The sequence below is a fragment of the Geothrix sp. SG200 genome, assembly GCF_022808935.1.
In the GTDB taxonomy this organism is placed as follows: Bacteria; Acidobacteriota; Holophagae; order Holophagales; family Holophagaceae; genus Geothrix; species Geothrix alkalitolerans.
This window is the reverse complement of sequence record NZ_JAKZFR010000001.1, coordinates 543523-557348: the sequence shown is the minus strand read 5'-3', so window position 1 is coordinate 557348 and position 13826 is coordinate 543523. Positions and strand designations below refer to the sequence as shown.

Genomic DNA, 13826 nt, shown 5'->3' with positions numbered 1-13826 from the left:
CGGGGATCTCCTACATCTTCATGGCGGCGGGACCGCTGTCCTGGGCCTGGCCCGGAACCTTGGCGGCGGATGTCGAGGCGGTGGGCGCGGCGGCGCCGGCGGACAGGCTGGCCGAAGCCAATGCCCCGCCGGTGATGGGGGGCGTGGCGCCGAGGGCCGCTTCGCCCAGGGCGATGTGCTGGGCCTGGAGCTGGGCCAGGGTCTGCAGGTAGGCCCCCTGGTCGCCCACCCAGCCGTTGAGGGCTTCGAGAGCGCCCAGGAAGGGCGCGCGGCCGGCCTCGTACTGGGCCAGAGCGGCCTTGAACGTGGCCTCGCTCTGCACCAGGAGGCCCTCGCGGTAGAGGTCCCGGGTGCGGCGCAGGGTCTCGATCTGGATGGCCCGCTCCTCGGTGCGCTGGCGCAGGAGGGTGCGCACGGATTCCACCTCGGCGCCCTGTCCCAGGCGGTGGTGCTCGTGCTCGGCGATGGCGCGCTGCTGCTTGGACCGGCCGTAGATGGGCAGGGAGATGCTCAAGCCCACCTGCCACATGGGATCCAGGCTGCCCCGGGGCATGATGCCCGCGGTGACGGCGAAGTCCGGGCGGCGATCCAGCTTCGCCAGCTCCACCAGCTTCTCGGTCTGCCGGACGTTGGCCCGCGCGCCCGCCAGCTCGGGGCTGCGGGCCTCGACCTGCTCCGGCGTGAGGGAGGCAGGTTCCGGCAGGTCCGCCAGTGCCGCGGTGGTGGGGATGGGGTCGGCCGGGTCGTGCTGACGCAGCCGGTTCAGGGCGGCGAGCGTGGTCCGCTCCTCCGCCTCCAGGGCCCAGGTCGCCTGCTTGAGGCGGGTCAGCTCCAGCTGGGCCCGCAGCAGGTCACCCTGGCTGCCCTGCCCCACCTCGTAGCGGGTGCGGGCCAGGCGCTCGGCCTGCTCCAGGAAGATGGTCTGCTGGGCCAGCAGCTCCTTCTGCCCCCGCACCAGGAGGAGGGCCGCATAGCCCCGGCGCACATCGGCCTCCAGGCTCATCTGCACGCGGCTGCGGGTGGCCTCCGACACGCTGACGCCGGCGGCGGCCACCTCCTTCCGCAGGCCGCGCTTGCCCGGCCAGGGGAAGGGCTGGGTGAAGGCCACGCTGTAGAAGCTGGTCTCCATCTTCCCGACCTGGATCCCGTTGAAGCCGTCGTTCTGGAGGCCCAGCGACAAGGTGGGATCGGGCAGCACGCCCGCCTGGGGGATGCGCTCCTGGTCCATGCGCACGGTGGCCTCCGCCCGCTGGACATCGGGATGTTTCCCGAGCGCCTCGGCCAGGAGGCCTGCCAGGACCGGGTCAGCCTCCGGGGTCGGCGAGGCGACTGGAGGGGTGTGATGGGGGGCCTGGGCCAGGGCCGGCGCGGCGAGCACCAGGGCCGGGGCCAGGCGCAGCAGCGTGCGCATGGGGATCTCCGGAAACGGGAAAGAGGGTCGGCCCACTCCCACGAGCAGGCAAGGCTTCGCTCAGTCCCGGATCAGATCCGGAAGGTGCTCAGGCGCGCCAGGTGTCGACCCAGGTCCGGGTCGCGGCCGCCTTCGGCGCGGAGAGGCAGGGAGTCCACATCGACCGAGGCCGCCTTGGCCCAGCCGGCCGGCTCGGGCCGGGGCTCGGTCCGGCGCGCGCCTTGTTCCGCCCGGCGGGCCGCCGGGGCGACGACCACTTGGCGCTCGGCGCAGGCGCCCCGCTGAGGTGCGCGGTTGCTGTCCGGCTTCGGGCAGGGGCAGGGGTCGTCCATGCCGGGAGGCACAGTGCCGCAGCAGCAGTCGTGAGGCTGGGCCGCCGTCCGGTCGCCCGCCAGCGCCCAGTCCCCGCCCACGCCGCCCAGGAGCAGCGCGACGGCCAGGATGGTGCGCAGGATCGTCCGCACGGAGGAACCTCTGAATGGAGTTCATGATAGGCCCTCCACCCGTGTGGCAACACGAAAAGATTGACGGCGGTCACACGGAAGCGCCTCCGGGCCGCCGCCAAACCGAGATCCCGCGCGCATCAGCGCTACGATGAATGGATGGGCACGAATGAAACGGCGGACCTGGCGATCATCGGCGGCGGCATCGCCGGCCTGAGCCTCGCCTTCCACCTGGCCCGGGCCGGCCAGGGGGGCCCAGAGAGCGTCATCCTCCTGGACCGGGAGGACCAGCCCGGCACCTACGCCAGCGGCCACAATGCCGCCGTGGCCCGGTCCCTCACGGGCCGCGACGAGCACACGGCCCTCACGGTAGAGGGCCGACGGCGCCTGGCGGAGGCGAGCCTGATGACAGCCAGCGGCGGTCTCCTGGCGAGCACGGAGCGCGGCCCCCTGGACACCTTCGAGGCCGAGGCCGGACGCCACGGCGTGGCGGTCCATCGCGGCGCGGGCATCCCCCTGCCCGGCCTCCGGGCCGCCGAGCACCTGGCCATTCCCGGCGATGGCGTCATCGACGCCGCGGGCCTGCTGCAGGCCTGCGTCGAGGGCGCCCGGGCCGGCGGCGCGGACCTGCGCTTCGGCTGCGGTGTGAGTGCGATCCGCCCGACGCAGGATGGCTTCGACCTGGATACGGATCGGGGGCCGCTGCGCGCCAGGACCCTGGCCATCGCGGCGGGCGCCTGGGCCGGCGAGCTGGGCCGCCAAGCGGGCTCGCAGATCGCCTACACGCCCCTGCGGCGCTCCCTGGTGTGGAGCGGCGCCGCGCACCCCCAGCGGGATCCCTGGGCCTGGTGGGTGGACCGCCCCTTCTACCTGCGACCCGAGAGCGGCGGCGTCCTCATGTGCCCCTGCGAGGAGGTGGCCGTGCCCCTGCCCCCGCGCGGGCGCCAGCCGGACACGGACCCGGCCGTGCTCGAGGGCCTCTTCGCCAGCCTGCGTGAACTGGCTCCGGACCTGGCGGAGCGCCCCATCACCCGCACCTGGGCCGGCCTGCGCACCTTCGCCCCGGACCGCCGCTTCGTCATCGGCTGGGACCCCTGGAATCCGCGCCTGTTCTGGTCCGCCGGCCTCGGCGGCCACGGCATGACCAGCGGCCTCGCCGTCGGCCAGCTCGCCGCCGATTGCTACCTCCGCCATACCACCGCCGGACCACTCGATCCGCGAAGATTCAGGAACTGATGGGAACCGCGAATGGCGCGAATGGGCGCGAATAAGGCAAATACCTGAACATTGGCCAACCTCATCCGGAAAAATGAGGAACGCAGAGAACGCGGAGATGCCCTTCGGGCGCGCGGAGGGCGCAGAGGGGACTCGACCCACTCCGGACATCCTTTCCCGGGTGGCGGTTCCGGGCGGCTTTTATGGGCCGCCACAGCCGCCGCCCGGGAAACGGGTCGTGCGAGGCGCGGCCCGGGGCCGCAGGCCCGGATGTCCTGGCCGGGGTGCCTCTGTTTTATCTGCGGTTCGAGCATTTCCTGGCTGAAGGGCGCCCAGAACGAAGAACGACACGGTCCAGTCTTTCTTGGGTCCTCACCTTCGTGGCGATGACCCTTGCTGCTTTTTCATTCGCGCCCATTCGCGCCATTCGCGGTTCCATCTTTTAAGATCTCCCCATGACCTCTCTCCGCGTCGCCCTCATCCAGCAGGACACGGTCTGGCAGGATCCGGCCGCGAACCTGGCCCGGGCGCGAGGGTTCGTCCAGCAAGCGGCCCAAGCAGGCGCGCGGGTGGCGGTGTTCCCCGAGCTCTTCACGCTGGGCTTCACCATGGCGCCCGAACCCTTCGCCGAGCCGATTCCCGGCCCCACCACGGAGGCCGTGGCGGCGCTCTCGCGGGAGTTCAGCCTCTACCTGGTGGGCTCGGCGGTGGAGGCCCACGCGCCGCACCCCCGCAACGCCGCCTTCGTCACCGCGCCGGACGGCTCGCTGCTCGCCGCCTACCGGAAGATCCACCCCTTCTCCTACGGCGAGGAGCACCAGCACTACTCCGGCGGGGAGGACTGCCCCCTGTTCGAGGTGGACGGCATCCTCTGCGGCCTGCAGGTCTGCTACGACCTGCGCTTCCCCGAGCCCTTCCGGGCTCTCGCCGCCCGAGGGGCCGAGGTGGTGTTCGTCCCCGCCAACTGGCCCGTGCGCCGCATCGCCGCCTGGTCCACCCTGCTGGCCGCCCGGGCCATCGAGAACCAGATGGCTGTCTGCGGCGCGAACCGCGTGGGGCGCGACGGGGCGGGCCTCGAGTATCCCGGCGCCTCCGCCCTCCACGACGCCTTTGGCGAGGTCGTGGCGAAGGGCGACGCCACCGAGGGGCTGGTGGTGGGCGACCTCGACCTGGACGCCCTGCGGGCCTGGCGGACGCGCTTTCCGGCCCTGGGGGACCGCCGGCCGGACGTCTATCGCCGCCTGATGCCCTAAGTGGCCCGTCCGGCCCTCAGGAGATCCACATCATGAGGCTGGCGACCTCCCGCAGCTTCCCGTCCTCCATCCGGAACACCACCAGGTGCCCCGAACCCGCCAGCCAGTCGTACTGGGTGCCGAGGTAGATCAGGAGCAGGCGCTGCTCGCGGTCCACCACGGGGATCGAGACCGTGGCCATGCCCCCGGCGCCGGGGTGGTCCCGGCGGAGCTTCGCCCACCCGCCGCCCCCGGTCTTGAAGTAGGCCGCGTAGGTGCCGTCATGGTCCACCAGGTAGCCGTCCTTGGGCGCCGAGGAGAGGCGCAGCCGCACCGGCGCCGCATTGTGCTCGAAGAGGGCATCGATGAGGGCCGAGGCGTCGTAGCCGGGCACCTGGAGGTTCTTCTTGCAGTAATCCAGGCTGCGCGCCCGCTCCTCCGGCGAATCCATCCGGACCATCCCCAGGCGCGTCTCCGGGCGCAGCACGGTGGTTCCGCCCGGGGCCGCCGTGGCCGCCAGCACCCGGGCGATCAGGTCCTCGCCTCCGCGCTCGGGGGGCGCTGACCGCGCGGCAGGGCCAGCGAGCGCGAGGCAGGCGAGGAGGATGGACGCACGGACGCGCAAGGGGTCTCCGGATGGCCAGGGGCTGCCCGATCCTACCCCCGCCCGGCCCTTCCGGCCACCAGGTCTGCGTCCCGCCCTGTCCCGAAGTCCACCCCCCTCCGCGTGGGCTGAACTTCCCTTCCTGGCCGGCGCACGGCACCTAGATTGGTAGGTATGCGAAAGGTGCCGCGCTGGGCCGCCGTCCTCCTCGCGATCGGGGCCGGGGCGGCCCTTCTCATGGCGTGGCTCCTCCGGAAGCCGGGCCTGGAGGTGAAGGTCGCCCGCGTCGAGGTGGGGCCGGTGGAGGAGATCGTCGCCAACACCCGGGCGGGAACGGTGAAGGCCCACCGCCGGGCCAAGCTCTCGCCCCAGATCCCCGGCGTGGTGACCGCCCTGCCCCACCGCAAGGGCGACCGGGTGGCCGCCGGCGACCTGCTCCTCCAGATCGAGGATTCGGTCCAGCGGGCCGCTTTGGCCCTGGCGGAGGACCAGGTGCGCACCGCCGAGGCCCGCACCCGGGAGGCCTGCCTCGCCGCGGACCTGGCCGAGAAGGAGCTGGCCCGGGGCCTGGCCCTGAGCCGGGACGGCGTCCTCAGCCCCCAGGCCCTGGATGCCCTCCAGAGCGCCCGGGACCGCGCCGCCGCCACCTGCCAGGCCCTGCGCGCCGCCCTGGAGGAGGCCCGCAGCCAGGTGCGCCTCGCCCGGGCCCAGCTCGCCCTCACCCAGCTCCGGGCGCCCTTCGCGGGCATCGTGGCCGAATGTTCAGGCGAGGTGGGCGAGTGGATCACGCCCTCGCCCACGGGCATCCCCATCCCGGCGGTGCTGGACCTCTTCGACCCCGCCACCCTCTACGTCAGCGCCCCCATCGACGAGGTGGACTCCCAGCGGGTGAAGGCCGGGATGCCGGTGCGGATCGCCGTGGACTCCCATCCCGGCCTGAAGCTGGCGGGGCGCCTGGACCGCGTGGCGCCCTACGTCCTCGACGTCCAGGAGCAGAACCGCACCGTGGAGATCGAGGTGTCGCCTCTGGATCCCTGGTCGGCCCAGGGCTTCCTGCCCGGCACCTCCAGCGATGTGGAGGTGATCGTGGCCCGGCGGGACGGGGTGCTCCGCGTCCCCACCGCGGCCCTGGCCGAGGGCGGGAAGGTGCTGGTGCTGGCGGGCGGGCGGCTGGCGGAGCGCACCGTCCAGACCGGCCTGCGCAACTGGCAGTTCACCGAGGTCCTCGCGGGCCTCGCGGCGGGGGACCGGGTGGTGACGGTGCGGGACTCCCCGGCCATCCGCGCCGGGGTCCGCGCCCGCGCCCAGGCCCAGGCCCAGGCCCAGGATCAGGATCAGGCCCGGGAGGGCCCATGATCGAGCTGCAGGGCGTGTGGCGCACCTACCCCGTGGGGGAGGGCGTGGTCCATGCCCTGCGGGACGTCAGCCTCGCCATCGCGCCCGGCGAGCACGTGGCCCTCATCGGCCCCTCGGGCTCGGGCAAGTCCACCCTCCTGCACATCCTGGGCTGCCTGGACCGCCCCAGCCAGGGCCGCTACTGCCTGGAGGGCCGGGATGTGGGCACCCTCTCGGAGGCCGAGCGGTCCCAGCTCCGGCGCACGCGCATCGGCTTCGTCTTCCAGTTCTTCCACCTGCTGGCCCGGCTCACCGCCCAGGGCAACGTGGAGCTGCCCATGCTGTTCGCCGGCGTCCCCCGGGAGGAGCGGAAGGCGCGGGCGGCCCAGGCCCTCGCTTCCGTGGGCCTCCTCCCGCGCGCCGGGCACCGGCCCGACCAGCTCTCCGGCGGGGAGCGTCAGCGGGTGGCCATCGCCCGGGCCGTGGTGATGAACCCCGCCATGGTGCTGGCGGACGAGCCCACGGGCAACCTGGACCGCGCCTCCGCCCAGGAGGTGATGGGCGTGCTGGAGGCCATGAACCGCCAGGGCCTGACCCTGGTGGTGGTGACCCATGATCCAGTCCTCGCCGCCCGGGCGAGGCGGGTGGTGCACCTGTCGGACGGCATGCTGGCGGACGCGCCCGCCGGGGAGGCCTAGGTGGCCTTCCTGGACCTGCTCGGCTTCGCCCTGGGCGCCCTCCGGGGCCACCGGCTCCGCACGGCGCTCTCGGTGACGGGCGTGGCCATCGGCATCACGGCGGTCCTGGCGCTCACGGCCCTGGGCGAGGGCGCTCGGCGCTACATCGTGGACGAGTTCGCCACCCTGGGCTCCAACCTCGTCATCGTCCTGCCGGGCAAGGTGGAGACCACCGGCGGCATGCCCTTCGGCGGTGTCACCCACGACCTCACCCTGGAGGACCATTCCGCCCTCGCGCGCCTGGGGCGCCTGGCCCGGACCGCCCCCATCGCCGTGGCCACCGAGACCCTGCGCTTCCAGGACCTGGGCCGCTCCGTCCCGATTCTGGGCACCACCGCCGACTACCAGGAGATCCGCCGCCTGCGCCTGGCCCTGGGAGCCTTCCTGCCCTCCGGCGATCCCGACCGCTCGGGCACGGAGATCGTCCTCGGCGCCAAGGTGGCCCGGGAGCTGTTCCGCGGGGAGCATCCCCTGGGCCAGGTGGTGCGCGCGGGCCCCGCCCGTTTCCGCGTGGTGGGCGTCCTCGCGCCCCGGGGCCTCTCCATGCTCGGCTTCGACCTGGACGAGGCGGCCTTCATCCCCGTGCGCACCGCCATGCGGCTGTTCAACCGCACCAGCCTCTTCCGGATCGTGGCCGAGGTGCGCATCTTCGCCGAGATGGACCAGGCCAAGGCGGATGTCCTGGCCCTGCTGAAGGACCGCCACCGCGCCGAGGACGTGACCGTCTACACCCAGGACGCCATGCTGGCCTCCTTCTCCGCCATCCTCCGCGCCTTGACGCTCTCGCTGGCGGGCATCGCCTCGGTGTCCCTGGTGGTGGCGGGCGTGGGGATCATGAACGTCATGCTCGTCTCCGTCACCGAGCGGCGGGCGGAGATCGGCCTCCTGAAGGCCCTGGGCGCCCCGGCCCCGCGCATCCTCCTGGCCTTCCTGGCCGAGGCGGTGATCCTGGCGGCCCTGGGCGGCGCGGCGGGGCTGGCGGCCGGCGCCGCAGGGGTGGGCCTCCTGGCCTTCGTCTATCCCGAGTTCCCCGTGGCCATCCCCCTCTGGGCCGTGGGCGCGGCCGTGACGCTCTCGTTCCTCGTGGGGGTGGGTTTCGGCGTGTGGCCGGCGCGGCGGGCCACGCAGCTCGATCCCGTCGCGGCCCTGGCGCGGAGGTGAGCATGCTCCTGCTGCCGTCCGCCGAGCTGCTGCGCTTCGCCCTGGGGGCCGTGGCCGGCCACCGGCTGCGCTCGGCCCTCTCGGTGCTGGGCGTGGGCATCGGCGTGGCCGCCGTGGTGCTGCTCACGTCGCTGGGAGAGGGCACGCGCCAGTACATCGTGTCTCAGTTCAGCCAGTTCGGCGCCAACCTGCTGGCCATCAACCCCGGCAAGGTGAAGACCATGGGCGTGCCCGGCGTGTTCGGCGGCACCACGCACCTGCTCACGCCGCAGGACGCCGAGGCCCTCCGCCGCCTGCCCGGCGTGGAGGCGATGATCCCCGTGGCCATGGGCCAGGGCCGGGTGGAGTTCGAGGGGCGGGGCCGCAGCGTCTACATCTACGGCGTCAACCACGAGCTGCCCCGCGTCTGGGGCGTCGGCACGGCCCAGGGCAGCTTCCTCCCGCCCCTGGATCCCGGGCGCCGGGCCTCGCTGGCCGTGCTGGGCCCCAAGCTGGCGCGGGAGATCTTCGGCAGCGCCTCGCCCCTGGGCCAGCGCATCCGCATCGGCTCCGAAAGCCTCGTCGTCATCGGCGTCATGGAGCCCAAGGGCCAGCTCCTGGGCTTCGACCTGGACGACACGGCCTACATCCCCGTGGGCACGGCCATGGGCCTGTTCAACCTGGCGGAGCTGCATGAGATCGACCTGCTGGCGGCCACCAGCGAGGGCATCCCCGCCCTGTCGGACCAGATCAAGGCCACCCTCATGGATCGGCACCGCGGCGAGGAGGACTTCACCCTCACCACGCAGACCGAGATGCTCGAGGTCTTCGGGCGCGTGATCGGCATCGTGACCCTGGCCGTCACCGCCATCGCCGGCATCTCCCTGGTGGTGGGCGCCATGGGCATCCTCACGGTGATGTGGATCTCGGTGCACGAGCGCACGGGCGAGATCGGCCTCCTCCGGGCCCTGGGCGCAGACGGCGCCACCGTGCAGGCCCTCTTCCTCCTGGAGGCCATCCTGCTGGCCCTGGGCGGCGGGTTGGGCGGCCTGGCCTTCGGGGCGCTGGTGCAGCTGGTCCTCCGGATGATCGTGCCCGGCCTGCCCCTGGCGACGCCCCCGGAGGCCGTGGCCGCAGCCCTCCTCATGACCCTCGCCGTGGGCGCCGCCGCCGGCGTGCTGCCCGCGAGGAAGGCCGCCGCTTTGGATCCCATCGAGGCGCTGCGGGCGGAGTAGGGCCTTCGCACAGGAAAGAAGAACGCGAAGGACGCGAACGCCCTTCGGGCGGGCGAAGGGCGCGAAGGACAAAGGCTTTTTCGCCACCGATTTCGCCGATTTCAGTGATTTGAAAAGATGGGCCCGGCCTCCACGCAGCATGGGCTCCATGGGGGGCGCCAGGGCCGCGGCCCCTTGGAAGGCCTCGGCCCTGGCGCCCCCCATGACTTCCGGCGAAGCCGGAAGCGGCCTCCGGCCGGCCCATGCGGCGATCCGCCGAGACGCAATCAGCGCAATCAGCGAAATCGGTGGCTAAAACAGCTTTTCATCCGGATGGTCCGCCCGGCCCTCAGGTGGTCGCCACCAGCAGTTCTTCGGCGGGATCGGGGGGACGGAGGCCGTCGGTGCGGTTCGCGAAGTAGCGCTGGGCCACGATGGCAGCCCGGAAGAACCGCGTGAACGGCGCCATGTCCGGCCGCTCCCGCCACCCCGTCTCCGGCCCCACCAGCCGCGGCCCCACCTCATCCCGGAACACCGCCGGCGGCGCATCCACCTCCAGATGCAGCGCCCGCCAGAACGCCACCCGAACCGCCGTACTGTCCGGAGAAGCCACCGATTCCCCGCGCATCAGGCCCCCGAAAGATCAACCACCGAGGGAAGTCTAGCGAACACACCCGCCTCGACTATCTGACTCCGCCACCATCCACAACGCTCGCGGTGAAGTCCCTGCCATGGGAGATGGCACCGAGGTCTTGTAGGCGGAGTAATAGATCTGTCCAGCTAACAGCCTGATGCGAGTACTTCCCGTCGCTCAGGGACCCGAGGCGTGAATACGTAATAAGTACCAGAGTCAAAAGAGGAATACCAATAAACCTGGATCAAAGACAATAAACGTCAATCAAGTTTTTCCGAGCCCTATGGAACAATTTATCAGCTGATAACACAATGAGCACATCACCCTGTAAGTCTAATATGCCCACGCATGTTCCTTAAACAATTCAACCTCTTCTGGTTGAATAACTTCCGTTATATCATCAACATCAGAAACGACGATCTTGTTAACATCTAAGGCACTCTTGAGTGCCTCGCTTGCGATCCAGCCAGACTCCCAAAGTTGAGGGGATGCGCCATTCACAATCTGACAAATCGGTTCATTGCTTTCAAATATGATGCCAACAGTTTTTGGTTGGATTACACGCTGAAGCCAAACTTCTAGATAGCCATTATATGGAACTCTAGCCATCTTTTCACGTACCTTAGTCCACAATCGCACTTTTTCTTCTTTTGGTGCGAGTGAGATAAGGTGACTTAGAATGCCAGCCACGGCTGGAAACGTCGATGGCGAAACGAAAGCAATATCTGTTGCAATCGCAACCTGCACGTCAAGATCCTCGGGAGTTTCAGTCTGGTTTGAAACATTAGTATGAAACTCACCAACCAATCTTCGCAATGCTCCACTGTTTGGATATCGCTGGCCAAATGAATGCAATCTCAAAAGTTGTTTTTGAATTGTCTTTGCATTTGATTCTCCGAGATCTTGTTGATCAATTCCAGCCAACTTATCAGGCTTGATTGATCCTTCTACTACATTCCTACACGAAATTGTTTTTGACACCCCGAGCCTCATTCCTACCGCTCGTAATTTGTCGCTGACCACCTTCAAAACGGCTTCTGCACGCTCATCACTGTTCGCAAAAATCCTATAATCATCTCTATACCTAAGTATTTTTATATCAGTGTTTCCGGTTAATTCAAAATTAATCTGCTCATCGACGTATCCTAGGACCATCTCCGCGATGAAATCCATAAGGATTGACCCTTGCGCAATACCATTGGTCTGCCCATAGCGGCTAGCTTGAATATGGAAATCAATTTTGTTTCCTAATAGGCTTTTATTATTTCTTTCTGCTTTAGCTTTAGGCAGGCCATGCAAAGCCCAAGCAATACTATGAGTATACATGGATCCGTAACAATCAGTCACATCGGTATGAAGAAGATGGCTAAATTCTAATGAATAAGTTAAAGACCTTTGCTCAACACTCTGCCACCAGCTTTTTATCTGAGTTGCGACATCAGTTTGATGATCCACCGATAAGACCTGTGCACTACAACAATCAACTAAACCTCCCTCAAACTCTTTGAATCTTGTCTTTATACATTCCCAATTTGCAGCATCGCAAATCACATTCACCAGTGATACATAGATAGCAGGGTGCAATAACTCATAAGGTCGCCATGCAAATTTTCCATCCTTATTTGATATGAAGCTGTAGTTTACATTCGGGAGATCATTGGGATTTGTACTTTTAAATTGGGCGTAACCTGCACCACTTAGAACTTCAGACACGCCATTCAGTATGGGTTCGAAACTGATGTACTTGGGCAGGTCCCCATTAAAGTAGCTACTTCCCTTTAGGAAATGGCCCCTTGCCTCTTCATTGGACAAGTCTATCAATCGTTTCATTGCCCCCCCAATCGCAATATTGGTCACGCCGAACGCTAGTATCTAATCCGTGGCTAATTCCCATTACTTTGACGGATTCGCCGGCGCATCCCGTTTGTACCACTGTGCCTGCCCATAGACGGGCCGTACCTTCTGTTCCAAGGCTTCTAGCTGAGCCAAGTTCAGCGGCAAGAACTCCCCGGCGATGCGGACGTTCTCTTCGAGCTGGGCCACGTTGTCCACGCCGATGATGACGGTGCTCACGGGGTGGCTCAGGGTGTAGCGCATGGCCTCCTTGATGGTGAGGGTGCCGGGGCGGTCGTGCTTGGCGGGGCCGCGCTGCTGGGCAGGGGGCGGGGGCTGGACGCCGGCCAGGAGGCGGCCGCGGGCAGGGATCTTCATGCCGATGATGCCCATCTCCTTCTCCACGGCCAGGGGCAGCAGGGTCTTCTTGAAGGGCAGGTGCCAGGTATCGGCGGCGTTGAAGGCCATGAGCACCGTGTCGAAGGGGAAGCGGCGGATGGCCTCGGCCAGCACATCGGGATCCGTGTGGCCGCTGAGGCCCAGGAAGCGCACCAGCTTCTGGTCGCGCGCCTTCTGGAAGGCCTCCAGGGCGCCGCCCTTGGCGCAGACGCGCGCCACGTCATCCATGGTGCTCATGGCGTGGAGCTGCCAGAGGTCCACATGGTCGGTCTGGAGCAGCTTCAGCGAGGTCTCCAGCAGCCGCAGCGAGCCGTCCGCCGTGCGGTCGTGGGTCTTGGTGGCGAGAAAGGCCTCGGCCCGCCGCCGCTTCATCACCTGCCCGAAGTACTGCTCGCTCCAGCGGGCCTCACCGCCGTAGCGGGCGGAGGTGTCGCAGTAGTTCACGCCCAGGTCCAGGGCCCGCTCGATGAGGGGCACGGCCACCTTCTCGTTGTGGGGTTTCTCGATGGCCGCCTGGCCGCCCAGGCTGAAGATCCCCACCTTGTGCCCCGTGCGCCCCAGGTTGCGGGTGGGCATGGCCTCCGCGGTGGCGGGGTTGAAGGGCGGATGGGGCACGGGGTGGTGGATGACGGGCTCGGCGCCCTCCGGTGCCAGGGCCGGTTCCAGAGCCGGTTCCAGGGCCGGCTCCACGGCCGCGAGGCGCGTGGCCACGAGGCCCGCCGCCGCGGCGGCTCCCAGCTTGAACAGGTCGCGTCGGGTGGTGCCGGCCTCGGACATGGCGTCCTCCACGGGATTCAGGATCTGGTCATCATGATCGCACCAGGAAGGCGTCCAGGTGCGCCAGGGCTTCATCAACGGCTCCGTAGGTCCGGAAGGCCACGCCGTCCTGCCGGATGCCCGTGAGCATCTTGCTGACGCGGACGCCCTCGCGGGCCAGGCAGAGCACGGGCTTGCCGCGCTCCAGCGCGTAGGCGATCTCGAAGCCCACGCCATGCGACGGCGTGCTCACCTCGGCCACCACGGCCTCGCTGGCCCGGAGCCAGGCCGTGTCGCGGTCGTAGACGGCCTCCGGGGGGGGGCCTCCGTCCGCGGCCATGGCGGAGGCGTCGGCCAGGTGCGCCGTCAGCACCCGGTGGCCCAGGGCCTCCATGCGGGCCACCAGCGCCGCCACCACGGGCTGGTCCCCACGACCGCCGGTGAGGGAACACGAAAGGTACAGATCCACCTGATGCCCCACGAAGAAGGATGATCCCCAGAGTCACACAGCCCTGAGGGCGGGGGAACGACTGAAAGGAAAAGAGGAACGCGAAGAGCGCGAAGCAAGGAGCGAAGGGCGCGAAGAATACAGGGATCTGGGATTCAGGAGGGGATCTGGATACCGGCCCAACTCAACCGGAAATGCGAACAACCGCGAATGACGCGAATGACGCGAATGGGCGCGAATGGCAGCGGAGGTGGGCCGCCTGGGCCTCCGGCCCCCAGCCGCGTGATGCGCGGCTGGCCATGCGCGTGGAGGCGGAAGCAAGATCGTTCGCCATTCGCGCGCCCGAAGGGCGATTCGTGTCATTCGCGGTTCAAGCCTTCCAGGGGAAGGTTGCCTGAACACCTGGAAATCCTTTCGCGTCCTTC

The 13826-nt window shown here is 68.4% G+C and carries 12 protein-coding genes and 1 pseudogene; 6 read left to right on the top strand and 7 right to left on the bottom strand.

All coding sequences use genetic code 11. The features are described from left to right. Positions 1 to 10 precede the first annotated feature (10 nt). Together ML539_RS02460 and ML539_RS02455 are read right to left on the bottom strand one after the other, a co-directional pair. Complete coding sequence (locus ML539_RS02460; RefSeq protein ID WP_243320337.1) at positions 11 to 1411, bottom strand: TolC family protein; 1401 nt, start codon at positions 1409 to 1411, stop codon at positions 11 to 13. Between the two features lie 71 nt (positions 1412 to 1482). Then, the gene (locus tag ML539_RS02455; RefSeq protein ID WP_243320336.1) at positions 1483 to 1875 is read right to left on the bottom strand and encodes a hypothetical protein; all 393 of its coding nucleotides are present in this window, start codon (positions 1873 to 1875) and stop codon (positions 1483 to 1485) included. A gap of 138 nt (positions 1876 to 2013) precedes the next feature. Between ML539_RS02455 and ML539_RS02450 the strand changes: the two genes are divergently transcribed. Further along, positions 2014 to 3090, top strand: coding sequence for an FAD-dependent oxidoreductase (locus tag ML539_RS02450; RefSeq protein WP_243320335.1), 1077 nt, complete (start codon positions 2014 to 2016; stop codon positions 3088 to 3090). Between the two features lie 434 nt (positions 3091 to 3524). Continuing rightward, positions 3525 to 4322, top strand: a complete 798-nt coding sequence (locus ML539_RS02445; RefSeq protein ID WP_243320334.1) for a carbon-nitrogen family hydrolase — start codon at positions 3525 to 3527, stop codon at positions 4320 to 4322. Positions 4323 to 4338: 16 nt separating this feature from the next. On the opposite strand, the gene ML539_RS02440 is transcribed toward ML539_RS02445, so the two are convergent. Then, a complete protein-coding gene (locus tag ML539_RS02440; protein WP_243320333.1) occupies positions 4339 to 4926 on the bottom strand; it encodes a hypothetical protein in 588 nt (195 codons plus the stop codon). Positions 4927 to 5079: 153 nt separating this feature from the next. Here ML539_RS02440 and ML539_RS02435 point away from each other — a divergent pair, with 153 nt between their 5' ends. Genes ML539_RS02435 through ML539_RS02420 form a run of 4 tightly spaced genes read left to right on the top strand, consistent with a single transcriptional unit; the run spans position 5080 to position 9352 of the window. Next, positions 5080 to 6261, top strand: a complete 1182-nt coding sequence (locus ML539_RS02435) for an efflux RND transporter periplasmic adaptor subunit (RefSeq protein ID WP_243320332.1) — start codon at positions 5080 to 5082, stop codon at positions 6259 to 6261. Further along, the gene (locus tag ML539_RS02430) at positions 6258 to 6938 is read left to right on the top strand and encodes an ABC transporter ATP-binding protein (protein WP_243320330.1); all 681 of its coding nucleotides are present in this window, start codon (positions 6258 to 6260) and stop codon (positions 6936 to 6938) included. The genes ML539_RS02435 and ML539_RS02430 overlap by 4 nt, the downstream gene beginning before the upstream one ends. Beyond that, the gene (locus tag ML539_RS02425; protein ID WP_243320328.1) at positions 6939 to 8138 is read left to right on the top strand and encodes an ABC transporter permease; all 1200 of its coding nucleotides are present in this window, start codon (positions 6939 to 6941) and stop codon (positions 8136 to 8138) included. A 2-nt stretch (positions 8139 to 8140) separates the two neighbouring features. Beyond that, positions 8141 to 9352: an ABC transporter permease gene (locus tag ML539_RS02420; RefSeq protein WP_243320326.1), complete on the top strand. Its 1212-nt coding sequence runs from the start codon at positions 8141 to 8143 to the stop codon at positions 9350 to 9352. Between the two features lie 403 nt (positions 9353 to 9755). On the opposite strand, the pseudogene ML539_RS02415 reads toward ML539_RS02420, so the two are convergent. The 4 genes and pseudogenes from ML539_RS02415 to ML539_RS02400 form a co-directional block, all read right to left on the bottom strand. Beyond that, positions 9756 to 9959, bottom strand: a pseudogene (locus tag ML539_RS02415) (SAM-dependent methyltransferase); the annotation flags it as partial. A 339-nt stretch (positions 9960 to 10298) separates the two neighbouring features. Then, on the bottom strand, positions 10299 to 11795 hold the full coding sequence (locus ML539_RS02410; protein ID WP_279341481.1) for an RNA-directed DNA polymerase: 1497 nt from the start codon (positions 11793 to 11795) through the stop codon (positions 10299 to 10301). Positions 11796 to 11858: 63 nt separating this feature from the next. Then, positions 11859 to 13049, bottom strand: coding sequence for an aldo/keto reductase (locus ML539_RS02405; RefSeq protein ID WP_243320321.1), 1191 nt, complete (start codon positions 13047 to 13049; stop codon positions 11859 to 11861). Continuing rightward, positions 13006 to 13422, bottom strand: coding sequence for a nucleoside 2-deoxyribosyltransferase (locus ML539_RS02400; protein ID WP_243320319.1), 417 nt, complete (start codon positions 13420 to 13422; stop codon positions 13006 to 13008). The genes ML539_RS02405 and ML539_RS02400 overlap by 44 nt, the downstream gene beginning before the upstream one ends. Positions 13423 to 13826: the final 404 nt, after the last annotated feature.

Bases quoted from the DNA above. Each gene is read 5' to 3' on its own strand.
- ML539_RS02460 (WP_243320337.1), bottom strand. From the start codon at position 1,411: ATGCGCACGCTGCTGCGCCTGGCCCCGGCCCTGGTGCTCGCCGCGCCG.
- ML539_RS02450 (WP_243320335.1), top strand. From the start codon at position 2,014: ATGGGCACGAATGAAACGGCGGACCTGGCGATCATCGGCGGCGGCATC.
- ML539_RS02445 (WP_243320334.1), top strand. From the start codon at position 3,525: ATGACCTCTCTCCGCGTCGCCCTCATCCAGCAGGACACGGTCTGGCAG.
- ML539_RS02435 (WP_243320332.1), top strand. From the start codon at position 5,080: ATGCGAAAGGTGCCGCGCTGGGCCGCCGTCCTCCTCGCGATCGGGGCC.
- ML539_RS02430 (WP_243320330.1), top strand. From the start codon at position 6,258: ATGATCGAGCTGCAGGGCGTGTGGCGCACCTACCCCGTGGGGGAGGGC.
- ML539_RS02420 (WP_243320326.1), top strand. From the start codon at position 8,141: ATGCTCCTGCTGCCGTCCGCCGAGCTGCTGCGCTTCGCCCTGGGGGCC.
- ML539_RS02410 (WP_279341481.1), bottom strand. From the start codon at position 11,795: ATGAAACGATTGATAGACTTGTCCAATGAAGAGGCAAGGGGCCATTTC.
- ML539_RS02405 (WP_243320321.1), bottom strand. From the start codon at position 13,049: ATGAAGCCCTGGCGCACCTGGACGCCTTCCTGGTGCGATCATGATGAC.